This window comes from Beijerinckia sp. 28-YEA-48, from assembly GCF_900104955.1.
GTDB lineage: Bacteria > Pseudomonadota > Alphaproteobacteria > Rhizobiales > Beijerinckiaceae > Terripilifer.
This window is the reverse complement of record NZ_FNSI01000001.1, coordinates 5386964-5409908: the sequence shown is the minus strand read 5'-3', so window position 1 is coordinate 5409908 and position 22945 is coordinate 5386964. Positions and strand designations below refer to the sequence as shown.

Sequence of the window (22945 nt, the reverse complement as noted above, 5' to 3'; positions counted from 1 at the left end):
TTGCTTCAAACATATCCGGGAGCGCTGCGGTCAAGCTACGCCCACTTGCTGGTATAGAACCAGCTGCTGGTATGCTTACCCTTTAAGATCCACCAGGCAGAACTGCTCTTGCGAGCCTCTTGCCCGATTTCCCTTGCGGGTAACCGGATATATTTCCTCTTTACGATGTCAGAAAACTCTTGGCGGACACGCGTTAGCATGCCGCAAACTTTATATGGACGAGCCGGAAAGCGATCGCAGCGATCAACCATCTGGTGGAGCCAGACGGGATCGAACCGACGACCTCATGCTTGCAAAGCACGCGCTCTCCCAACTGAGCTATGGCCCCGAGCCAGTGCTCGAACCAGGGTGACAGTTGGCGATACGCGACAAAATGGTGGGCCTGGGAAGACTCGAACTTCCGACCTCACGCTTATCAAGCGCGCGCTCTAACCAACTGAGCTACAAGCCCGAACCGGTCCACATCCCGCAGGATGCAGGAACCTTGGCGGGCTCGTCCAAGAAGAAAGAGAAACGAAGACGGCGGTTGTCCCGCATGATCGGTCTGACTGACCGTTATATTCTGAAAGAGTTTCGATAAGAACGACCGAAGTCACTCTTGAAGAAACATCCTTAGAAAGGAGGTGATCCAGCCGCAGGTTCCCCTACGGCTACCTTGTTACGACTTCACCCCAGTCGCTGACCCTACCGTGGTCGCCTCTCTCCTTGCGGTTAAGAAAACGCCTTCGGGTAGAACCAACTCCCATGGTGTGACGGGCGGTGTGTACAAGGCCCGGGAACGTATTCACCGCAGCGTTCTGATCTGCGATTACTAGCGATTCCACCTTCATGCACTCGAGTTGCAGAGTGCAATCCGAACTGAGACGGCTTTTTGAGATTTGCCAGGGCTCGCGCCTTCGCATCCCACTGTCACCGCCATTGTAGCACGTGTGTAGCCCAGCCTGTAAGGGCCATGAGGACTTGACGTCATCCCCACCTTCCTCCGGCTTATCACCGGCAGTCCCCCTAGAGTGCCCAACTTAATGATGGCAACTAAGGGCGAGGGTTGCGCTCGTTGCGGGACTTAACCCAACATCTCACGACACGAGCTGACGACAGCCATGCAGCACCTGTGTTCCCGGCTCCGAAGAGAAGAAACCATCTCTGGTATCCGTCCAGGACATGTCAAAAGCTGGTAAGGTTCTGCGCGTTGCTTCGAATTAAACCACATGCTCCACCGCTTGTGCGGGCCCCCGTCAATTCCTTTGAGTTTTAATCTTGCGACCGTACTCCCCAGGCGGGATGCTTAAAGCGTTAGCTGCGCCACTAAGCAGCAAGCTGCCTAACGGCTAGCATCCATCGTTTACGGCGTGGACTACCAGGGTATCTAATCCTGTTTGCTCCCCACGCTTTCGCACCTCAGCGTCAGTACCGGACCAGTAAGCCGCCTTCGCCACTGGTGTTCTTGCGAATATCTACGAATTTCACCTCTACACTCGCAGTTCCACTTACCTCTTCCGGACTCAAGATCCCCAGTATCAAGGGCAGTTCCAGAGTTGAGCTCTGGGATTTCACCCCTGACTTAAAGATCCGCCTACGTGCGCTTTACGCCCAGTAATTCCGAACAACGCTAGCCCCCTTCGTATTACCGCGGCTGCTGGCACGAAGTTAGCCGGGGCTTATTCTCCTGGTACCGTCATTATCTTCCCAGGTAAAAGAGCTTTACAACCCTAAGGCCGTCATCACTCACGCGGCATGGCTGGATCAGGCTTGCGCCCATTGTCCAATATTCCCCACTGCTGCCTCCCGTAGGAGTTTGGGCCGTGTCTCAGTCCCAATGTGGCTGGTCATCCTCTCAGACCAGCTACTGATCGTCGCCTTGGTGAGCCATTACCTCACCAACTAGCTAATCAGACGCGGGCTAATCCTTCGGCGATAAATCTTTCCGCTCTCGCGCTTATCCGGTATTAGCTCAAGTTTCCCTGAGTTATTCCGAACCAAAGGGTATATTCCCACGTGTTACTCACCCGTCTGCCACTCTGTATTGCTACAGCGTTCGACTTGCATGTGTTAGGCCTGCCGCCAGCGTTCGTTCTGAGCCAGGATCAAACTCTCAAGTTGTAGTTGAGATTTTATCCCGACTGGTCACTGTCAACATTATTGACGAGTTCCAAGCACTGTCCGCGCCTCTCGGCTGCGAACGGTGTACTTGAAGAACGTGACCGTCAGAGTGTCTCATACGACATTCCTTTACAGGAACATCCGCAAGGACATCCGCCGTCCACGTCTCTCTTTCTTCCGATTTAATTGTCAAACAGCGCACCAAACCAAGACACACACGTAACAGCGGGAGAACCGCTATCGTCTTGATCACCCGACCTACATGGCCGAACAATCCAGATTATGTACGCCTCGAGAAGCTCGAAGAAGCCGAGTTCCGGCAGCCGTTGGAAGCGGCGTCGCCGTCGGTGTGCTGCTTATGGCGGAGAGCTCCGGAACTGTCAACACGGTTTTTTCAAAAAAACATCGCAATAAGTTTTTAAATCAAAGAAACCCCACGCCAAGAAGCGAAACTTGGCAGTAGAAATTAGATCCGGACCTGTGAATTTCGGATTTTGAGATCGGCTGAAACAGCCGAACCGCGCAACGGGAGGGTCAGGGATTCGCCGAACAGCCACCAGAGCCGGGGGCAACCATGCCGGCCACGCCGTTTTCGGGGGAGCCACCGGGGATTCGGTGCGGGGCTCGGCCCCTAAAATACGACCAGATCATGTGAAAAGACCGGAAGTCAGGAACTCTTAGGCCTGCCCCGCCCATGCACAGGAAGCGACGGTGGCGATCGCGTCAGCGCCGGGCGCTTCCTACCTGCGCCCGCACCTGGCAACCCTTCTGGCTGTCCTCTGGGCCTCTGGGCCTCTGGGCCTCCAGGCATGCCTCTAGCTGGCAGTCCCCTAGTTTCGCCCCAGAATGATATCGCACATGGCGTTGCACAGCCGCTCAATGTCGCGCAGGTCGTTGAGCCGGCGGTTGATGACGAAGCCGTCATTCGCCATCATGAACAGGTTGGGCAGCAACTCATAGTCGATGCCGCTGTCGGGCAGAATGCCTCTCAGCATCTCCATCAACCTGTCTTCCGTCCACTTCAGCAATGGCACCGGCTTCGGCCGTTTCGGATCAGCCGAGGCCAAGGCCTCCATCAGGCTGTTGGTGAGCCCGATATTCTCCTCCGGCATGTCACGCCAGACACCGAGCATGATGGTGCGCAGCTTCTCCCGGTTGCTCTTCTGCTTGTTAACGCGCTGCTCAAGGCGCTCAAAAGCCGCCTCTGTCCAGGGCACAAAGACGGCATAAAACAAGTCGATCTTCGAAGGAAAATAAGAATAGACGCTACTGACGCCGATCCCGGCGAGGTCGGCGATCTCCTGCAAAGTGGTGCTGTGATAGCCGCGTTCGGAGAAGAGGTCGTAGGCGCTATCCAGGATCGCCTGCCGGATTTCCTTCTTCTTGACCTGAACCATGCTCTCATTCGTCCCTACAGGGGGATGGTCATCGGCGCATGCGCGGCATCGCAATTCATCAAGGCCACGCGCTTCATCTTGATTCGAAACGTATCGTCTGAGCGGACAAGATCATAGCTATGGCGACCCGAATAGAGCGTCTGTTTGTCGCCCTGATGGACGACGCAGATGAAGGCCGCGCCAACCGTAAATGCCTGCTCGCCCGCAGCTTTTGCCTCGATATTGCTGACAACATGCGTTGTGCGCGGCATCGGCGTCAAGACGAGCGCACGCTCTTCCAACAGCCGGCGCACGCGGATCGAGAGGATCGCGTGGTCCTCATAAATGATCGACGCGACATTGAGTGGATCGGTCTGCCCAGGCTGGCTGGGCATCCAATAGATCCCCTGTGGCTCATAGAGCTTCAGCCATCCTTCGAAATCGCCATCGTCGAGGAGGCGCGCCTCCTCGAAGAGAAAGAGTTCGATCTGTCGTTGCAGAGCAAGGTCGAGCATCAGGCAGCCTCGGCGGTCAAATAGTTCACCCATGCCTGGAATTGGACGCGCATCGGCATCTCGCTCGCCGCGCCTGAAAGCATGCCATTCGGGTCGCTCCGATCGCTGTCGAGCCCGCGCGAGAAATCGACCCAGGGGCCGCTATCTTTCGAGAGCCCCTGCTGGCAGCGCTCCAGCATTTCCACATCGTCGGAAAAGATCATTGAGGCCGGCGAGCCGAGCGTCGTCAGGAAGCGCACGGCGCGGTGAAACATCGCGTCCGGCGCCCCCTTGAGCTTGAAGCAATAGATGCGCACGAGCGTGCGATCGACCGCCAACGGGGTCGCGACGCGCATCTGCTGATACTGCGCGTTGATGATGAGATTGGGATAAACGATGTTGTTGAAGCGGTTCATGCCAAGGATCGCAGCCGTTCGCGCCTCCCCCACTTTGGCGACGAGCGCGGCCCTGTACTGAGCCGCGACGGGATCGGCGTCCTTGTTCACCAAAACGCCATCACTGTAGATGTTGGTCATATAAGCGTGGCCGCCAGGCAGGCCGTTGAGCTGGATGCCCTCCCATTCCTTGAAGCCGAAGCCATTGGCCAGCAGCATCTCGCGCGTCTGGTCCTGATCGAGGATCGAGGCATTCGCTGGCGCCTTGCGGGCGGGCATCACCGAGGAGGCATGGACGAAGCTCGGATGGAAAATGTCGGCGGCATTTTCCATATGCAGCTTCCAATTGCCGCGATACTCCACCGAGAAATACGATTCCGCCATTTCGACTTCGCCATCGGGCGCCCGATCGCAGAGGTTGTCGATCACCTCGACCATCGGCCCCAGATGTTTGGCTAATGGCTCGGGCGCTTCATTCAGCGTAGCGAAGATGAAACCGCGATAGGTCTCGATCTGATGGATGCGCTGCATGTGATTGCGGGCATCGTCCAGATCGAAGCTTTCCGGATAGCTCTGGCGATGCGGAACCGACGACAACGTACCATCCGGGCGAAAGACCCAGGCGTGATAGGGACAGCTGAACAGCCGGCTCGTGCCGTGATCGACCATGCACAGCCGCGCGCCGCGATGCGGACAACGATTGATCAGGACATTGATCTGGCCATCTTCGCTGCGTGTGACCAGGACTTCATGGGGTCCAAGCCGCGTGCGCACGAAATCGCCAGATTTTTTGATCTGGCTTTCATGCGCGACATAGATCCACAGACGCCCGAAAATACGGTCCTGCTCGAGTTGAAACACGGCGGGATCGGCATAGGCGCGCCGATGAACATGATCGGGGCGAACAAGGTCGCGAATTTCGTCCGCCGTTGGCAGATCACTCACATGAGGTTCGGTCATAGGCGCCTCAGCTCCAGTATCAGTGCAAAAGATCGGCGAAAATCGCCTTGAAGGGCCGACAGGTTTCGAGGCCCGCGCCCGGCACATCCGGTAAAGTGGCGATGCCGTCGTGCAACGGCAGATCTGCGGTCAGGCTGCCAAACAGACTCTCCTGGTCCATGGCCACTTCGGCCAGGCCGAGGCCCAAGCCAGCGACGCAATGGGCGGCAAGCAGATGCCCGGCATGGGGCGCGCAGCGATCGCGCCGCCAACCGTGGACGGCGAGATCGTCAAGAATGCGCAGATATTCGACGATCCCATAGCTCAGCGAGATATCGAACTGCAGCATGTCGCGATCGGGGCGTAGGCCACCGTGGCGGAGTAGATTGCGGGCATCATCGCGCGAGAACAAATTCTCACCCGTGGCCAGAGGCAGCGGCGAGACAGCGGCGACCTCGCGATGCAATTCATAATCGAGCGGGTGAACCGGCTCCTCGATCCAGGCCAACCCGAGCGGCGCCAGCGCTTGCAGATAGCCGATCGTCTTGGCCCGATCGAAGGTGCCGTTGCCATCGACCGCCAAAGTCATGCCCGCTCCCAGGAGCGCATGGACTGCTTCGACCCGCGCCACGTCCTCGTCGAGACCGACACCGCCAATCTTGATCTTGAAACGGCGATGGCCCTCGCCGATGGCGCGACGAATATCCTCGCTCAGCAGTTTCACGTCATCGACATCGCGATAGTGGCCGCCGCTGGCATAAACCGCCATATGTCCATCTGCCGTCTGGCCGGATGTTGCCGCCAGCGTGCTCCAGAGCGGTTCGCCAGCCAGTTTGGCTTTGATATCCCAGAGCGCCGCGTCGATCAGGCCGACAGCGCCGCAGCGCTCGCCATGGCCGCCCGCCTTCTCATCCGCCATCACGATCGTCCAGGCACGGCGCGGATCAATGCCGCCGCTGCCATCCGTGTAGGAATCTGGCGACGCTGCCAGGAGCCGCGGCATGAAGCGCTCGCGCAACAGGCCACCGTGCCCATAGCGACCAATGGAATCGAAGGCGAGACCGACAACGGGACGGCCATCGCGGACAGCGTCCGTATGCACAGCGATCGCGCTCGCCGTCATACCGCCGAAGCCGATGCTGGAATTGCGGCTGGCCGATCCTAGCGCGATCGTTTTTTCCCTGATGGCCAGAATGCGCATCAAACGTCCTTTGCCTGCCGCCAATCATGCGCAGACACATCGAAGACGATTCCGTTGATGTCCTTGAATTTCTTTTCAGCATCGACGCCGGGATAGCTCGGCAGTTGCATGAAGAACTCGCCACCGAGCTGTTTGACCTTCTCAGCCGTCTCTTCCTCATTCTCGACGACGAAGCCGAAATGATGCAGGCCCGCCCAGTCCGGGCCGCCTTTACCGCCGATGGTGCCTTCGGGGAAGTGCAGCAGGGTGAGGTTCATCACGCCGTCCGAGAGCGAGATGGCATTGCCGATCGGACTGTCGACCTGGCTGACCCGCTGCAGCTCAAAAGCGCCCTCATAGAAAGCGGCCGCCTTCTCGAGATCGGGAACCTGAATGGCAATATGTCTGATTTTGGCCATGACATTCTCCGTTGTGCCCACGCGATGAGGCCGGAAACCAAAGCAAGCGGCTCGGCAGCGGCTCTATACTTCACATAAAATAGAATCTTCTTCGGTTTTGAAAGCGAAAAATTCAGGCAGATGGAATCGATTGTCGACGCCCGCACATCAGGGCACGTAACCACCCATTCGGACTTAGCCAAAGAAATGCCTGCACCACAGCTATTACTTGGCAGCACAAAAAGGCGACACATATCGCAGAACGACAGCATTGCGGCACCGCGAAAGAAACGACACGATTTAGCCAGCTGCGCTGCAATGCAGCATATACTGCCAGAATAATAATCGGTTTTGATGAAAAAAGGATCTTGACTGCATTAAAATACAGAAACATTGTTTATTACCGTAATTCTTCAAAACCGAAGGAGATTTTGTTATGCGTGTGCAGCCCTGCCCGGCCTCCACTCCCCTTCGGTCTCTTGCCTCAGCGCTTGCAGGCACAGCACTTGGATGTCTGTTCGCCCTGAGCGGCGCATCGGCTGCGGAAGTCACGCTCAAAGCTGCTGTCTTCGTTCCTCCCTCCACCACCTACGGCATTCCGTTCAAGCGCTTCGTCGATCACGTCAACGAAACCGGCAAAGGCGTTCTGCAGATCCGCATTGTCGGCGGGCCGGAAGCGGTTCCCGCCGATGGCCAGGCACAGGCGGTCAGAACCGGCGTGCTCGACATCGCCTCCATTCCGCCGACCTATTACAAGAGCGTCATGGTGGAGGGCGACGCACAGATCCTCACCGACATGACGCTAGCCGAGCAGCGCAAGTCGGGCGCTTACGCAGCCCTCAACAAAATCGCCGTCGAGCGGATGGATTCGCTTTACCTCACCACCTACGGCGTCGGCGTGCCATTCCACCTCTATATCACCAAGGAGATGCCGGTCGGCGGCATCAACGACATCAAGGGCCTGCGCTTTCGCGGCCAGCCAAACTACAATGCCATCTTCAAGCACTACGGCATCGCCGGCGTGAACATCGCCGCGCCGGAAGTCTACACCGCACTCGAGCGCGGCACGGTGCAGGGCTATGGCTGGCCGCTGTGGGGCATCGAGGATTTTGGCTGGGAAAAGCTGACCAAAGTGCGCGTCGATCCCGGCTTCTATAATGTGATCGTCAATATCCTGATGAACAAAAAGAAATACGATTCGCTCGATGCCGCCCAGCGCAAGGTCGTCGACGATGCCGTCGTCTGGTTCGAGCAGGACAACGACAAATATACCACCGATACGACCAAAGCGACGCTCGCGGCACAGACCAAAGCCGGCATCAAATCCGTCGATTTCGGGCCGGAGTTCAAAAAGACAGCGGTCGATCTCTACTGGGACGATCTGAAGAAGCTCAGCCCGGACGCCATCACCAAGCTGCAGCCGCTGCTCACCAAAAAATAGCCCTCTAAATATCTCTCTCGCGAGGCCGCCGCATGCGGGTACTCTTTTGGCTTAACGGCTGGCTGGTGCGCATTTTGTGCATCCTAGCCGTGGCCGCCATCGCGGCGATGACACTTGGCATCAGTGCCGAAGTCATCCTCAGGATGTTCGGCTTCCCCTCCATCGTCGGCTTGATCGAGCTGACCGAATACGGGCTCTTCATTTCCACCTTCTTCGCCGCGCCGCATCTGCTGCGCACGAACGAACACATCCGCGTCGATATCGTTATGTCGCGGATCGAACCCGCGACGGCGCGAACGCTTGAATTCTTTGCGTTGGGCTGCGTGATCGCGGTTTCGATCGTCACCGGCGCGATCGCCACGGCCATCATGATCTCCAATGCCCAATTGGGCACGCTGATCTTCAAGGATCTGATTTTCCCGCAATGGTGGCTCGATTGGATCATTCCGCTCACCTCGCTCGCCCTGGCGGTGCAGGCGCTTGAGCTGATGGTCATGTTGAAAACATCCACGCTGGCCGTGAGCACCGAGGCTTCCGAACATATTCCGGGCCTCCGAGCGGAGGAAATGCCGTGAGCTGGGGATCCATCCTATCGCTGATGTTCGCGTCGAAAGTCGGCCTTCTCCTCACGGCGCTGCCCGTCGCTTTCGTCTTCTTCATCATCAATATCGTCGGTTCCTATCTGATCTTCGGCGGCTTTCCCGGCCTCGAACAGATGGTGCGCAACGAACAGCTTTCCGTCGCACAATTCTCGCTGGTGCCGATCCCGCTGTTCGTGCTGATGGGCGAGGTGCTCTTCCACACCGGCCTGGCGATGAAATCGATCGACGCCGTCGATGCGGTCATCCGGCGCGTGCCGGGCCGCCTGGCTGTGGTCACCCTGGTGGCGGGCACGATCTTCTCCGCCATTTCGGGCTCGACCATCGCCACCACCGCCATGCTCGGCTCCCTGCTGCTGCCGCAGATGCTGAAACGCAATTACGAACCGAAGACGGCGATGGGGCCGATCCTGGCGATCGGCGGTGTCGACATCCTCATCCCGCCCTCAGGTCTCGCCGTTCTGCTCGGCAGTCTCGCCGGCATTTCGATCACCGGCCTGCTCGTCGGCGGCATCGTGCCGGGGCTCATTCTGGCCGCGCTCTTCATCGGCTATGTGATCCTGCGCTGCTGGCTCAATCCCGACCTCGCGCCAACCTATGAAGACAGCGGACCGCCGGTCGCCCATCCCTGGCTCAACCTCGCCGTCACCGTGATCCCGCTGATCGGCATCTTCGCGCTCGTCGTCGTCAGCATGATCGGCGGCTGGGCGACGCCGACGGAAGCGAGCGCCCTGGGCGCTTTGGCCACCGTCCTCGTCGCCCTCCTCTATCGGCAACTGACTTGGGAGAGCTTGCAGAAGTCGCTGATGGGCACGGCCTCGATCTCCGGCGCCCTGCTGTTCATCATCGTCGGCGCCACCACCTTCGCCCAACTCCTCAGCTTCTCGGGCGCAACGGCCGGCCTCGTGGCTGTGATCGAAAGCTCGAACCTGCCGCAGACCGTCATCCTCATCGGCATGCTGACGATCTTGCTGGTTCTCGGCTTCTTCATCGATCAGACCAGCATCATGATGATCACCTTGCCGTTCTACATGCCGATCCTGCGCGCCATGGGCGTCGATCTGGTGTGGTTCGGCATTCTTTACCTGCTCTGCATGCAGATCGGACTGCTGACGCCGCCTTTCGGCCTGCTGCTCTTCGTCCTCAAAGGCGTCGCGCCTCCTGGCATTGGCGTCGGTCTCATCTACCGCGCTGCCATTCCCTATGTCTGGCTGACGATCCTGATGATGGTGCTGATCTTCGTTTTCCCGCCCATCGTCACGAGCTTCGTGGCCAACCCATGAAAGCTCCGGCCTTCGCCTACCGAAGACCGGAGCAGCTGGAAGACGCGCTGTCGCTGCTGGCCGATGATGGCACCCAGGTTCTCGCCGGTGGGCAGAGCCTGATCGCGTCATTGAATATGCGCCTGTCCACGCCAACGCTTCTTGTCGACATCAACCGGATTGCGGTGCTGCGCGGCATCGAGGAACGGCCGGACGGCATTCGCATCGGCGCCTTGGTGCGACATGCAGACGTGCTGACCTCGGAGCTGATCGCTCGGCGCGTCCCGCTTCTGGCGATGGCCCTGCCCCATGTGGCGCATATGGCCGTGCGCAATCGCGGCACCACCTGCGGCAGCCTGGCGCTGGCTGATCCTTCGGCGGAAATGCCGGCCCTGGCTGTGACACTCAACGCCAACATTGTTCTTGCGAGCCGCACCGCCCAGCGCATCGTCGCGGCCCGCGATTTCTTTCAGGGTCTCTATCAGACCGGCCGCGAAGACGACGAGATGATCACCGAAGTGATCTTTCCTTGCGCCTCGGATGACGAAATATTCGGCTTTGCCGAACTCGCCCGGCGGCACGGTGACTTTGCCACGGTCGGCGCCGTCATCCGGGCACGCCGCTCCAACCGCGCCTTGGAAGCCTTCGATGTGACGATCTTTGGCTCCGAACCAACGCCGCTACTCAGCCAGACCGCGGCTTCATTGCGCATCACTGTCGAGACGACGAACAACATGCTGGCAGACATCGCCGAGGCGATCGCAGCCGATATGGAGCCGATGGAAAACCACCAGGGACGCGCCGACACCAAGCGCAGGCAGACCGCCGTCCTTCTACGACGGACCCTGAAGGATATGCAGGCGCGCGCCTTTCACGTGGAGGCGCGACTGTCATGACCGACATGCACACCATCACCTTCACGCTCAATGGCCGGTCCATAACAGCTGAGGTCGACGCTCGCCTGCATCTCGCTGATTTTCTGCGCCACACGCTGCGGTTGACCGGCACCCATATCGGCTGCGAGCACGGTGTCTGCGGCGCCTGTAATGTGTTGATCGATGGCCTCTCGACGCGCAGCTGCCTGACACTCGCGGTGCAGGCCGATGGCGCTCAGATCGAAACCATCGAAGGTCTGACCGCAAGCGGTAAAATCGCCGATCTGCAGGAGGCCTTCGCCGCCCGCAACGCGTTGCAATGCGGCTATTGCACGCCAGGCGTTCTAGCGACCGCAGCCGAACTGCTGAACCACGGCACACCGACGCGCGGTGAGATCCGCGACGCCCTCTCGGGCAATTACTGCCGCTGCACCGGCTACCACGCCATCGTTGACGCCATCGAAAGCGTCGCCGAGAAGCGTCGCGGTCAGACGTCATGACGGCGCCCGTGCAAACAGGGACGTCCGTGCCCCGGCGCGCCGCAACGCGGCTCGTCTCCGGCAAAGGCCGCTATACGGACGATATTAATGTAGCCGGCCTGCTGCATGTCGCCTTTGTTCGCAGCCCCTATCCGCATGCGCGCATTGTCAACACCGAGGTGAACACGGCCAAAGCCATGACCGGCGTTGTCGCCGTCTTGACCGCTGATGACCTCGCCCCGATCTGCCTGCCCTGGCAGACGCGGCTGGCGCTTCTGCCAGGCCATCTCTCGCCACCACAAATGCCTTTAGCGCTGGGCGAAACCTGCTGGCAGGGCGAGGCGATCGTCGCCGTGGTCGCGACATCACGCGCAATCGCCGAAGATGCGGCCGAATGCGTCGAAATCGAATGGGCGGAACTGCCTGCGGTCGCCGATATGCAGGTAGCGGCTCTCCCCGGTGCGGCCCTGGTCAACAGCGCCATGGCGACCAATCTCGGGCTCGATCATGCCGTCGCGACCGGCGATCCGGACGCGGCCCTGCGCGACGCAGCCGTCGTGGTGGAGCACAGCTTCAGCTTCGACCGGCAAACTGGCGTCACGCTTGAGCCGCGCACGATCGTTGCGGAATTCGAACCACGCCTGCGCCAACTGACCGTGCACCATTCGCACCAGGTGCCGCACCAGATGCGCGACATCTTCGCCGCGCAACTCAAGCTGCCGCTTTCCCATGTCCGCGTCGTCACGCCCGATGTCGGTGGCGCCTTCGGCATGAAACTCTCCGCCTATCCCGACGAGATGGCCGTCGCCGCCATTGCCGTTCTGCTTGAGCAACCGGTGAAATTTTGCGCCGACCGTCTCGAATCCTTTGTCAGCGACAATCACGCCCGCGAAGCCAAAGTGCAGGGCCGCATGGCGGTCGATGCCAATGGCAAGCTGATGGCGATGGATATCTCGGTCGTCTCAGGCTTCGGCGCTTATTCCGCTTATCCGCGCGGTAGCGTCGGTGAAGGCCTGCAGGCCGTGCATATGGCCGCAGCGTCCTACAGCATGGCGCATTTGCGCGGGCGTGTACGCGGCTATTTCCAGAACAAAGCCCCAAGCGGCGTGCTGCGCGGCGTCGGCCAGCCCATCGCCACCACGGTAACCGAGCAATTGCTCGATCTGGCCGCCCGTCAACTTAATCTCGATCCCGCCGAAATCCGCCGGCGCAACTATGTCGATGCTACCACCGCGACCGCACGCTCGGCCGGTGGCATCGTGCTGGCCGAATTGTCTCTCCAACGCTGTCATGATCGTCTGATGCAACTCATGGATTATGACGCCCTGCGCCAACAGCAACGGGCGCTGCGCGATCAGGGCATCTATCGTGGCATTGGCCTGGCTGCCTTCATGGAGCAAACTGCGGTCGGCCCGGCGCTCTATGGGGCGCAGAACGTGCGCGCCTCGGCACAGGAAGCCTGCCGACTGACCTTGGAGCCCGACGGCGGCATTCGCTGCGCCACGAGCATCACCGATCAGGGCCAGGGCACCGGCACCGCCTTGGCGCAAATCATCGCCGACACGCTGGGCGTCGATATCGACACGGTGGAAGTCGCGACCGGCGACACGCAATTGACGCCCTTCGGCGGCGGCGCCTGGGCTTCGCGCGGCACCGCCTTGGGCGGTGAAGCCGCCTTGCGGGCCGCTCGGCGGCTGCAAGAAAGCATCCTGACGATTGCCGGCGCGCTCCTTCAGGCGGATGCCGCCGTGCTGAAACTCGAAGGCGGCCAGATCTATAACGCTGCCGGGCTGGCGCAGATGACCCTCGCCGATGTCGCGACAACGGCCTGTTTCAAGGCACATCTATTGTCGCTGACGGAATTGCCGCCGCTCGAAATCACCGAAAGCTTCGCCCCGCGCGATCTGCCCTATGTCGCCGCCAATGGTATTCAGGCCGCCCATGTCGAGATCGATGTCGAACTCGGCACGATCCGCGTTCTCGATTTCTGGGTTGTCGATGACTGCGGGCGCGTCATCAATCCGCTGCTGGTCGACGAACAGATCCGCGGCGGCGTGGTGCAAGGCATCGGCGCTGCGCTCTACGAGCAGTGCATTTATAGCGCCGACGCGCAGCTGGAGAACGGCAGCCTGGTCGACTACTTGGTGCCGATGGCCAGCGAAATGCCGGATATCCACGTCGCCCATGTGCAGACGCCGACGAGCGCCACAACCTTGGGCGCACGCGGCGTCGGCGAGGCCGGCACTGTTGGCGCCGGCGCCGCCATCTGGACCGCCGTCAACGATGCCCTCGCGCCCTTCGGCGCCGTCCTCTCGCAGCAGCCCTTTACGCCGGAACGCGTGCTCGATGGGCTCGCGGCGGCGCGCGGCAAAGGCTAGCGCCGCCGACTTGCTACTCACGCACCGACGGCAACGCGAATATCGTTCTGCTGGCCAACCTCAACATAGCGCGCGCCGAAGTTGCTGAAGCGACCACTGGTCACCGTCACGATGTCGGTCAACGGCATGGCTTCGGCGTCGCTCTTGGGCCGCGACACAAACAGTTCCGCCTGGAAAAGGCCGTCGGCCTCGAAGCCAGACGTGTCGATGCCCCGGCTCCGCAGAGTATACAGGCTCCGCTCGAATTCCTGTTCATCGCGGAAGCGGCGTTGAACGAACGTCGATCCCGCCAGCTTCTCCGTCACCATGCCTCGCTCCGCAAAAGCATCGGCGAAGGCGTCATAGGGAAACATGCGCAAGACAAAGGAGATGATCCACGGCGAGGTGTCGACTGCGCCAAGAAGCTGTTCATAGGTTTTATCGGTCACGTAGCCGATCGCGCCGGTTGAAAGCAGCACATTGGCCGACGCAACGATTGCCGCCTCTTTGGCTGACAAAGGATTGCTTTCCAGATCCGCCGCTATGCCATCGGCATGAAGTCCAACCGCATTGGCATAGCGAATGGCAGATTCCGAAATATCAACGCCGATGAAACGGCCAAGGCCAATGTCAGGCCAGCTCGCATAGAAGTTTCTATCGAGCCGGATCATCTCGTCGACATCGAGTTCCATGATCTCGCGACGCGCATAGCGCTGACGCAAATTGGCGAAGTTGACGGGGAAGCGATGGATGGCGGCGTTAATCCCGTAGGAGCAACCAATGTCGAGAATCGTGTTGGCTTCGCCATGATATCGCGCGCGGGCATCGAGCAATTGCCTGATCACCGGTTCAGCAACATCGGGGATCATGTAGTCGAGAGCACCAAGCACCGAAAAATAGGACCTAGGATCACTCTGCGCATAAATATCGTCGAATACGGCCTTGCTTTGATTAATTCTGGCGAGTGTTTCAGACAATATTTATGCTCCTTTAACTGACGCTTATGCGGCAGTGATCGTCTCCAAGTTCGTCGTGTGGTGATTGGTCCTAACCGATGCCTGGAGATGTTTCAACCTCGCAACGCATACGTTTGATTATCAGACGCTTGTGAGTTCCAAGATTGAACACGCACATTGTTGAGTGAGCTGAAGCGCATCCCACACATGCCCACTCAACAATAAGCGCTTCAATCCCACAGGCATTCACGTCTGAAAAAATAAGAAGATATATGAACTTTATTTGCCTCTCTGCGTTGCGCCTGCACAATCATCTGCCTGAGCAGATTTTCGCGGAAACCAAGACACATAGAGCGCTCAATGTCTGACCGGACGATCTTGTATCTAACGATCGCCTTGCTTCTGGTCATCGTCTTCACAGCGATGCTGATTTCAGAAACGACTGAAAGTCCTATCGCTCCGGCCAAGGCTCCCCACGATCCGATTGCCGCGCCACACTAGCGACGTGGAAGCTTCTCTCCATAACAGATTCCGAAAGCGCCGGTGTCATCTCCGACAGCCGCGCAGTGGCTGAACGGGGATGACAACGGAGAATTTTAACGCGCCGCTAGCGTCTTCCCGCCTGATGCCTGCCGCGCATCGCGCTTGATCTTCGCCCATGGATTGAGATCGGGCTCGGCAATCTTGGTCAAAGTGTTGCGGTCGTGATGCAGGAAGGGCGCGTCACGGCCTTTCACCTGCAAGGTGGTGTCTAAGATATAGCTCCATGAGCCATCGCTATTGAAATCGACTTCGATGCGATAGGAGTCGGTGCGAAAGGCGAGCTCAAGAAATGTCGTTGAGCAGATGCCATATTCGGTCTGCCCGCGCTCCGCTTTCAAAATCAATTTGCTGTCGTCTGGTTTGGCCTGCCCCGCGGCGATGGCCACCTGCCCGCGCGGGATCGCCACGGTTTGCAAAATCAGGCCCGTAGCCGGCTCCCACAGCCAATAGCCGACCTGATCGTGGAAGGTGATCTCTTCTTCCTTCGTATTGATGTGCACGTGATAACGCAGACCATAGAAAAGTTGCGGGCCGTTTGTCTGCGGATCGATCGGCTGCATCTCGATGCGCTCATAATAGGCCTTGCGTTCCGGACCCTCGGCCTTGGGATTCACATCGACGCCACGGTGCCCTTCCCAAATACCCGCCAGCCGGCGCAATGGCCCCAAATGAGCCAGCGTGTCGGAATCAGGATCTGGCTCGGTAAAAATATCGGCCGGAACGTCCATGCAATTGCCCTCTTTCGTGTCGCCTCAGACATCCGCATCTTCCCAATCCCGCTGTCAGGATCAAGACATAAAGATACGGCAGACGACACATTGGCCCGAGCCGGCCACCCACCTGCGTTCTTTCTGAAAGCTTGCGAAGCGGAAGAGCCCCATCAGCCCAAGACATTCGCCAGGCGATATTTAATACCTGGTGAAACCCACCGTTGTACCAGGCAACATTGATAGGGATCTTTGATAATGAAAGTCCGCCAATATGAGGATCTCGATTGATCTGACGGACTTCAACTATGACGGCCAAATATTTTAGAAATTTTCAGCACGCCATCGATGGCAATGTCGCTCTGACAGTTGCTTTTGCGGCTCTTCCAATGATGATCTTCGTGGGGTCCGCTATTGATTATAGCCGCGACCTCTGGGTGAAAACGGACTTGCAGGCAGCGGTCGATACGGCTGCCCTCAACACCGCCCGCCAGTCGCCCGGCCTGACAACCGCTCAGATGCTCGCCCTGGCGCAGAGTTCGGTCGCCGCCGCCTTCACCACCAAAGGCGTCGGCGCGCCCATCACGACCTTAACCTACACGCCGGCAAGTTCCATCAATGCAACCATCAAGATCACGGCCTCCGCGGTGGTGCCGACGACGTTCATGAATTTGGTCGGTATTACCTCGACCACTGTGTCGGCAAGCTCGACATCCACCTGGGGCAACACCAAACTTCGCGTGGCGCTCGCGCTCGACAATACCGGCTCGATGGCCTCGTCCGGCAAGATGACGGCCTTGAAAACGGCCACCAACAGTTTGCTGACGTCGTTGAAAAACGCCGCGGTTAACGACGGCGACGTTTATGTGTCGATCATCCCTTTCGCCAAGGTCGTCAACGTCGGCACGTCGAATGCGACGCAGTCTTGGCTTTCTTGGAGCTATTTCGACACGACTTATCAGACCTGCAACAGCAGCGGAAAAAACTGCAAGCCGATGAGCCACACACTCTGGGACGGCTCTATCGCCGATCGTGATCAAAGCTACGACCTCTTGAACACGACACCCAGCGTTGGTTCGACCCTTTTCCCGGCCGGGGAAGCGGCCTCCAACGACCCGACCCCGACAAGTCTGATTGGCCTGACCTATGATTGGACCGCGCTGAGCAACGAGGTCGCGGCCATGACACCGGTTGGAGGCACCAATCAAGCCGTCGGTCTTGCCTGGGCCTGGCAATCGCTCACACCAGGCGCACCGCTCAACGCACCGGCGAAGGATCCGCAATCAAGCTATTCGGATGTCATCATCATTCTCAGCGACGGCATCAACACCGAGGATCGCTGGTACGGCGATGGAACGACCTATTCGGCTCAAGTCGACGCGCGCCAGAAACTTCTCTGCGATAATATCAAGCAGGCCGGCGTGACCATCTATGCGGTGCAGGTCAACACGGACAATTCGCCAACGGCGGCAGCCTTGCAATATTGCGCCAGCGATCCCTCGAAATTCGTGATGCTCACCTCGGCCAGCCAGATCATCACGACCTTCGCTTCGATTGGTGCCTCGCTCTCACAACTGCATTTGTCGCATTAGCAACCGGTCAACGAGCGGCACGGACGCAGCGGCGCCCAAGGACGTCCCAGCAGATCTGATGAGGTTGATGTTCGACAAGCGGCCAGATGAAATCATAAATCATTGATTTCAATGGCGCTCCCTAGGGGAATCGAACCCCTGTTTCAGCCTTGAGAGGGCCGCGTCCTAACCGCTAGACGAAGGGAGCGGGGTGCGGTGAGACCGCGACCAAGATCGGCTCTATAGAACATATTCGCCGGCGGGCAAATAGTTTTGGCGACGATTTACAACGCTTTGGCGAGGCGCCTGCCAGCGAAGCTCGTCATCCTGGACGGCCAACGGCCTGAAGGGCACGGATACGCTCGGCGACGCTGGGCAGCGGGTCCGCCCCCTCACCCAATTCGGCTGTGCCGTTTTTGTCTTCAGCCTGCGCTTGCGCGGCCTGCACCTGAGCGGCCTGCTGGGCCTCCAGCGTGCTGGCGATCCGTGTCACCTCGGCCCCGATCTCGGCGATCGTCTGGCGCAGCAATGCCTCGCCATCGGTGGCCACCGCGACGCTCGCTGGCATAATCGCGGCTACCGCAGGCGCTTGCGCCGTCTGGCGCAAGGCCGCCAGCTCCTGCCGCATGGTCCGATTGTCCTTGCGCAGGGTATCGATGGCGCCTTGCAAAGCATCGCGTTCGGCGCGCGCCGCTTGCAAGCGCTCGGAGGCCAGGCGTTCGACTTCCTTCGTACCGCGGCCATGGGCATCGGCGGCCTGACGCAGCGCGCTTTCCCGCGCGTTCAAAGCGTCAATGGTCTCCTGCTGCTCGGCAAGCTGAGCCACCAGACGCGATCGGGCACGCTGGCCGGCGCGATCCTGATTCTCCATAGCCTCCAGGCGCGCGATGGCTTCATCCAACCCGGATTGCATGATGTTGCGCTTGGCATGGGCTGCCGACGCATCGAAACGGGCGGCTTCGCGTTCACGCGTCAACAATTCGGCGGCGGCGATCTTGTCCGTCAGTTGCAGCTGACTCGCCGACAAATGGCGCCGGGCGTCTTCCAATTCCATTTCCAGGCCAGAGACCCGGGTGTCGAGGGCGCCAAGGCTGGCGCGCTGTTCATTGGCGATCTGTTCGAGCGTCGCGTGTCGGCTCTCCAGATCACCGAGCGCCGCGCCACGGCGATCGGCGAGCCCGGTCACGTCGAACACTTCCTTGCTCAGCGCACCCAATTCGCCCTGAGCTTCCTGCAACAGCCGGTCCGATGTCGCCAGTTCCGCCCGCAGCCCGTCGATATCCTGGCGCGCGGCGAGCAGTTTGGCCTCGAGATCGACGATCGTCGTCCCCTGCCGGCCCATCTGCGCCTGTTGCACGGCCGAAACCTCGGACAAATGCTCGTTCTTCTGTTCGATTCGCCGGGTGGCGGTGGCGAACTCAGCCCGTAACTGATCGCGTTCGGCGACGATTTCCGTCATCGACAACGGCATTTGCATTTCCAGCCGTCGGGTCGAAAGCCGTAGTGCCCGCCGCCAGAAAGCCGGCAGGAACAACAGCGTCAGGAGCCCCGCGAACAGGAAGCCCAACGCGAATATCATGATCTGTTCGATCAAGGGGGTTACACGCCCGTTGCAATGCCCGGACCATGCCACGCATGACCGGGCAAATCAAAGATTTACCAGCAAATCCCCATTCCCAGATCAGCTCTCAGAGGGCATGGCCTTGGTCCACTTTCGAGCCATTTTCTCTGTCGTCAGAAAGGGTTCCAGGTCGATTGGTCGGTGAATTTCAAATAGCCGAGATTGACCCCGAGACGAGCCCCGACGCCGGTGCGAATCGGCGCCACGACCACCCCGTCGGCGACCAGCGCCGTCATGCCGAAGCCGCCGATGAAATAGGCCGACCCGTCGATGCCGCCATAGCGCCGATAGATCGCCTGGGTGCTCGGCAGGTTGTAGACCAGCATCATCGTGCGGGCGCCCTCGGCGCCGGCGTCGAAGCCGACCGACGGGCCCTGCCAGTAAATCTTCCGGTCGCCCGCGTTGCGGGTGTACATATTGCCTTCGCCATAGCGGGCGCCGGCGACAAAGGCGCCGCTGGCTTCCTGCCCCAGCACATAGGCATTGGGCTGGCCCCAGCGCCGGGTCGCTTCCTCGACCACTGAAGCCAGACCCCGCGAAATCGTGCCAAAGAATTGATGACCACTCTCAAGCAGCTCATGCGGCGCGAACTGCTGCGGACGCTCCTGCGCGAGAGCCGCTAAAGGGCTCAGCCCAACGGCTGACCCTGCGGCCAGACTGGTCATGAAATCCCTGCGCGAGAAATTGTTGCGCATTGTCGTCCCTCATCGTTGCCGGATATCCAGCCCCATATTTCAGGGCCGATTCCGGTGAAACTGCGGTCGAATTATGCTGCGCCCATGGCTCAGCGCGCCGTCCTGCGGCCACCCGACAGACTGCCCCACCATGGTTAACGAAGCCTTGCCATTTTACCGGGCAAACGCCGTTAAATCGCCAGGGTGAACCAATTTTGTGCGTTTCCCCCTGCGGCGGTGAAGACCGTTTCCGTTCTCGAACCAATGCGCTATAGCAGCCCGCGACCTCGGCGAACCGATCCGCACCGGCCCGCCGCAAACCGCCACGTCACAGCTCTTGGGCATCGCTCCTGGGCCATGGCGATTGGCTCCAAGGAGGATGACGTTCCCATGCGGTATATTGATTGCTTCAACCATTTCTTCCCGCAGAACCTGTGGGACAAGATGATGTCCACCCCCGGTGCGTCCGCCGATATCGGCTCGCGCATGCGCGGCATCCCGGCCATCTATGATCTCGACCGCCGCAAAGAGGTCTGCGACCTGTTCCGCAGCAAATATGACTACACCCAAGTCATTTCGCTCGGCATGCCGCCGCTCGAAGCTCTCGGCACGCCCGAGCTGGTCGAGGAATTCGCCAAGCTTGGCAACGACGGCATGGCCGATCTTTGCGCCAAGGAGCCGGATTACTTCTGCGGCTGGCTCGCCTCGCTGCCGATGAATTCGCCCAATGCCACCAAGGAACTGGAACGCGCTTTCAAGAACGGCGCCTGCGGTGTGCAGATCCATTCCAACATCAACGGCAAGCCGCTCGACGAGCCGGAATTCCGCTCGATCTTCGAAGTCGCCGAGAAGCACGACAAGATGGTGTTCATCCATCCCTCGCGCGGCGCTTATGATCTGGCCGACTACAAGACCGAGAAAAAATCGAAATACGAAATCTGGTGGACCTTCGGCTGGCCCTACGAAACCTCCGTCGCCATGGCGCGCCTGGTGTTCGGCGGCGTGATGGATGACTTCCCCAAGCTGAAAGTTCTGGCCCATCATCTGGGCGCCATGGTGCCCTATTTCGAAGGCCGCGTCGGCCCGGGCTGGGATCAGCTTGGCAACCGCACCACCGACGAAGACTACAAGACCCTGCTGAAGAACATGAAGCGTCGCCCGCTCGACTACTTCAAGGACTTCTACGCCGACACCGCCGTGTTCGGCTCGAAGGCGGCCACCGATTGCGGCCTCGCCTTCTATGGTCCCGACCGCGCCATGTTCGCTTCCGACTGCCCGTTCGATCCGGAAAAAGGCCCTGGCTATATCCGCGAGACGATCGCCATCATGGAAGAGCTCAACATGAGCCAGGCCGACAAAGAAAAGATCTGCTTCAAGAACGCGCAGACTCATCTCGGCATCAAGTAATCCGATCCATTCACTCCGCATTGATCAACGCCCGGCCAAAAGCCGGGCGTTTTTTATTGCGGGTTGCACCACGCAGTTTTCGCAGGCACTTTCGTGGGAAGGGCATGGGACTGGGAGGGAACAATGCTCAAGCATACGCGTATCGCATCGATCGCCGCGACATTCGCCTTGGCGCTGACGGCCACAACATCGGCATCGGCGCAGCAGTTGAAGTTCATCGTCGGCACGGCCGCTGGCGGCGCCATCGACGCCTATGTGCGCGTCATCGCCGAACACATGGCCAAGACTCTCGGCAAGACCTATATCGTCGAAAGTCGTACCGGTAATTCCAGCAATCTCGCTGCGCAATATGTGGTCAATGCACCGGCCGACGGCACGACGATCATGATCGGCACGCAGGCGCTGATGGAAATCAATCCGCATGTCTTCGATCATCCGCGCTGGGCGCAATCGGACTATCTGCCGCTCATCAAGGGCGTCGAAGCGCCGCTGGTTTTCGTCACGCACCCGAGCGTGCCGGCCAAGTCCTTCCAGGAATTCCTCGATTGGGCGAAGAGCAAGAGTGGATCGCTGAGCTATGCCTCCTACAGTCCTGGCACGCCTTCGCATTTTCTCGGCGCACAGCTGAACGAACGCTTCAATCTCAATCTCGCCCATGTGCCTTATCGCGGCTCGGCGCCGCAGACCATCGACATTCTCGCCGGCCACGCGCTGTTTGGCTTCACGCAGACGCAATCGGCGGTACCGAACGTTGAAACGGGCAAAATGAAAGCTCTTGCCGTCACCGGCGAGAAACGCTTTCCGCAACTGCCTGACACACCGACTTTCGCCGAACTCGGCTATCCCGAGTTCAACACCAGCATCTGGTTTGGCCTTCTGATCCGCAAGGATACGCCACCGGCCCTCGCCGAGCCTCTTCTGCAGGCCGCCATCGCTGCCCATGCCGATCCCGACATCCGCAAGCTGCTCGAGGCCCAGGGCTTCGTGGTGTCCGGCCAGACCACGGAGACTTTCGCCAAAGCCATCGCGCAAGGCAGCGAACGCTGGGCCAAATTGGTGCGTTCCACGGGATTCAAAGCCGGCGATTGACGACGCGAAACAAGACAAAACCGGCTCCACAGGACAATAGGCTGCTGTTGCGGGCCACTCTTGTGGATAACGCGCCGGGGATAGTGTGGATTATCCCCAGTCGGACGTTGACGCCCAACCTGTGGGGCGGCAACGTCATCGGCCAAAGGTGCTGAGGCGCCGCACATTTCCAATTCAGAGCAGGTCATGGACGACACTTCCGCCGTCAACGGTTCGCATCTTCGTTCCTTCATCGAGCGCATCGAGCGCCTCGAAGAGGAGAAACGGACGATTTCCGACGATATCAAAGAAGTTTACGCCGAAGCCAAGGGGACCGGCTTCGACATCAAGATCATCCGTAAGGTGGTCTCCCTGCGTCGGCAGGAAGTCAACAAGCGCAAGGAAGAGGCCGAGATTCTCGATCTCTATCTCGCTGCGCTCGGCATGGTTGAATAATTCTGGTTGAGTAATTCTGATCGAAGAATTCAGGCTGGCTGACGGGC

19 protein-coding genes, 3 tRNA genes and 1 rRNA gene are annotated in these 22945 nt (G+C 59.5%); 10 read left to right on the top strand and 13 right to left on the bottom strand.

Annotated elements, in window-relative coordinates:
* Window positions 1-252 precede the first annotated feature (252 nt).
* The 8 genes from BLW50_RS25380 to BLW50_RS25345 form a co-directional block, all read right to left on the bottom strand.
* Window positions 253-328: transfer RNA gene (locus BLW50_RS25380), tRNA-Ala, on the bottom strand.
* Window positions 329-374: 46 nt separating this feature from the next.
* Window positions 375-451: transfer RNA gene (locus BLW50_RS25375), tRNA-Ile, on the bottom strand.
* A 165-nt stretch (window positions 452-616) separates the two neighbouring features.
* A 16S ribosomal RNA gene (locus BLW50_RS25370) occupies window positions 617-2100 on the bottom strand.
* A gap of 830 nt (window positions 2101-2930) precedes the next feature.
* On the bottom strand, window positions 2931-3497 hold the full coding sequence (locus tag BLW50_RS25365) for a TetR/AcrR family transcriptional regulator (RefSeq protein WP_090707623.1): 567 nt from the start codon (window positions 3495-3497) through the stop codon (window positions 2931-2933).
* A 14-nt stretch (window positions 3498-3511) separates the two neighbouring features.
* Window positions 3512-3991 (bottom strand): aromatic-ring-hydroxylating dioxygenase subunit beta, encoded by a 480-nt coding sequence (locus BLW50_RS25360; RefSeq protein ID WP_170850349.1) that lies wholly within the window; start codon window positions 3989-3991, stop codon window positions 3512-3514.
* Window positions 3991-5325 carry an aromatic ring-hydroxylating oxygenase subunit alpha gene (locus BLW50_RS25355; protein WP_170850348.1) on the bottom strand — a complete coding sequence of 445 codons (1335 nt, stop codon included), beginning with the start codon at window positions 5323-5325 and terminating at the stop codon, window positions 3991-3993. The genes BLW50_RS25360 and BLW50_RS25355 overlap by 1 nt, the downstream gene beginning before the upstream one ends.
* 19 nt (window positions 5326-5344) lie before the next feature.
* Window positions 5345-6505, bottom strand: a complete 1161-nt coding sequence (locus tag BLW50_RS25350) for an enolase C-terminal domain-like protein (protein WP_090707621.1) — start codon at window positions 6503-6505, stop codon at window positions 5345-5347.
* Window positions 6505-6903 carry a VOC family protein gene (locus BLW50_RS25345; RefSeq protein ID WP_090707620.1) on the bottom strand — a complete coding sequence of 133 codons (399 nt, stop codon included), beginning with the start codon at window positions 6901-6903 and terminating at the stop codon, window positions 6505-6507. Before BLW50_RS25345 ends, BLW50_RS25350 begins: the two co-directional genes overlap by 1 nt.
* 415 nt (window positions 6904-7318) lie before the next feature.
* Here BLW50_RS25345 and dctP point away from each other — a divergent pair, with 415 nt between their 5' ends.
* Genes dctP through BLW50_RS25315 form a run of 6 tightly spaced genes read left to right on the top strand, consistent with a single transcriptional unit; the run spans window position 7319 to window position 13916 of the window.
* On the top strand, window positions 7319-8323 hold the full coding sequence (gene dctP / locus BLW50_RS25340) for a TRAP transporter substrate-binding protein DctP (RefSeq protein ID WP_090707619.1): 1005 nt from the start codon (window positions 7319-7321) through the stop codon (window positions 8321-8323).
* A gap of 32 nt (window positions 8324-8355) precedes the next feature.
* Entirely contained in the window at window positions 8356-8898 is a 543-nt protein-coding gene (locus BLW50_RS25335) for a TRAP transporter small permease (protein WP_090707618.1), read from the top strand.
* Window positions 8895-10205: a TRAP transporter large permease gene (locus tag BLW50_RS25330; protein ID WP_210186127.1), complete on the top strand. Its 1311-nt coding sequence runs from the start codon at window positions 8895-8897 to the stop codon at window positions 10203-10205. Before BLW50_RS25335 ends, BLW50_RS25330 begins: the two co-directional genes overlap by 4 nt.
* Window positions 10202-11080, top strand: a complete 879-nt coding sequence (locus BLW50_RS25325; RefSeq protein ID WP_090707616.1) for an FAD binding domain-containing protein — start codon at window positions 10202-10204, stop codon at window positions 11078-11080. The genes BLW50_RS25330 and BLW50_RS25325 overlap by 4 nt, the downstream gene beginning before the upstream one ends.
* The gene (locus BLW50_RS25320; RefSeq protein WP_210186126.1) at window positions 11077-11559 is read left to right on the top strand and encodes a (2Fe-2S)-binding protein; all 483 of its coding nucleotides are present in this window, start codon (window positions 11077-11079) and stop codon (window positions 11557-11559) included. Before BLW50_RS25325 ends, BLW50_RS25320 begins: the two co-directional genes overlap by 4 nt.
* A complete protein-coding gene (locus BLW50_RS25315) occupies window positions 11556-13916 on the top strand; it encodes a xanthine dehydrogenase family protein molybdopterin-binding subunit (protein ID WP_090707615.1) in 2361 nt (786 codons plus the stop codon). The genes BLW50_RS25320 and BLW50_RS25315 overlap by 4 nt, the downstream gene beginning before the upstream one ends.
* A 17-nt stretch (window positions 13917-13933) precedes the next feature.
* Here BLW50_RS25315 and BLW50_RS25310 read toward each other — a convergent pair whose 3' ends face one another.
* Both BLW50_RS25310 and BLW50_RS25305 read right to left on the bottom strand, forming a co-directional pair.
* The gene (locus tag BLW50_RS25310; RefSeq protein ID WP_090707614.1) at window positions 13934-14872 is read right to left on the bottom strand and encodes a class I SAM-dependent methyltransferase; all 939 of its coding nucleotides are present in this window, start codon (window positions 14870-14872) and stop codon (window positions 13934-13936) included.
* Between the two features lie 575 nt (window positions 14873-15447).
* Window positions 15448-16122: an FABP family protein gene (locus BLW50_RS25305; protein ID WP_090707613.1), complete on the bottom strand. Its 675-nt coding sequence runs from the start codon at window positions 16120-16122 to the stop codon at window positions 15448-15450.
* A 287-nt stretch (window positions 16123-16409) separates the two neighbouring features.
* On the opposite strand from BLW50_RS25305, the gene BLW50_RS25300 reads away from it, so the two are divergent.
* Window positions 16410-17693, top strand: coding sequence for a pilus assembly protein TadG-related protein (locus BLW50_RS25300; protein WP_090707612.1), 1284 nt, complete (start codon window positions 16410-16412; stop codon window positions 17691-17693).
* A gap of 112 nt (window positions 17694-17805) precedes the next feature.
* On the opposite strand, the gene BLW50_RS25295 is transcribed toward BLW50_RS25300, so the two are convergent.
* The 3 genes from BLW50_RS25295 to BLW50_RS25285 form a co-directional block, all read right to left on the bottom strand.
* Window positions 17806-17880: transfer RNA gene (locus tag BLW50_RS25295), tRNA-Glu, on the bottom strand.
* Window positions 17881-17994: 114 nt separating this feature from the next.
* The gene (locus tag BLW50_RS25290) at window positions 17995-19251 is read right to left on the bottom strand and encodes a coiled-coil domain-containing protein (protein WP_139267734.1); all 1257 of its coding nucleotides are present in this window, start codon (window positions 19249-19251) and stop codon (window positions 17995-17997) included.
* Between the two features lie 155 nt (window positions 19252-19406).
* Window positions 19407-19988: a DUF1134 domain-containing protein gene (locus BLW50_RS25285; RefSeq protein WP_244544386.1), complete on the bottom strand. Its 582-nt coding sequence runs from the start codon at window positions 19986-19988 to the stop codon at window positions 19407-19409.
* A 369-nt stretch (window positions 19989-20357) separates the two neighbouring features.
* On the opposite strand from BLW50_RS25285, the gene BLW50_RS25280 reads away from it, so the two are divergent.
* The 3 genes from BLW50_RS25280 (at window position 20358) to BLW50_RS25270 (ending at window position 22898) form a co-directional block, all read left to right on the top strand.
* Window positions 20358-21374, top strand: a complete 1017-nt coding sequence (locus BLW50_RS25280; RefSeq protein ID WP_090709695.1) for an amidohydrolase family protein — start codon at window positions 20358-20360, stop codon at window positions 21372-21374.
* Between the two features lie 123 nt (window positions 21375-21497).
* Complete coding sequence (locus BLW50_RS25275; protein ID WP_090707610.1) at window positions 21498-22463, top strand: Bug family tripartite tricarboxylate transporter substrate binding protein; 966 nt, start codon at window positions 21498-21500, stop codon at window positions 22461-22463.
* A 186-nt stretch (window positions 22464-22649) separates the two neighbouring features.
* Window positions 22650-22898 (top strand): DUF2312 domain-containing protein, encoded by a 249-nt coding sequence (locus BLW50_RS25270; protein WP_090707609.1) that lies wholly within the window; start codon window positions 22650-22652, stop codon window positions 22896-22898.
* The last annotated feature ends 47 nt before the right edge of the window (window positions 22899-22945 follow it).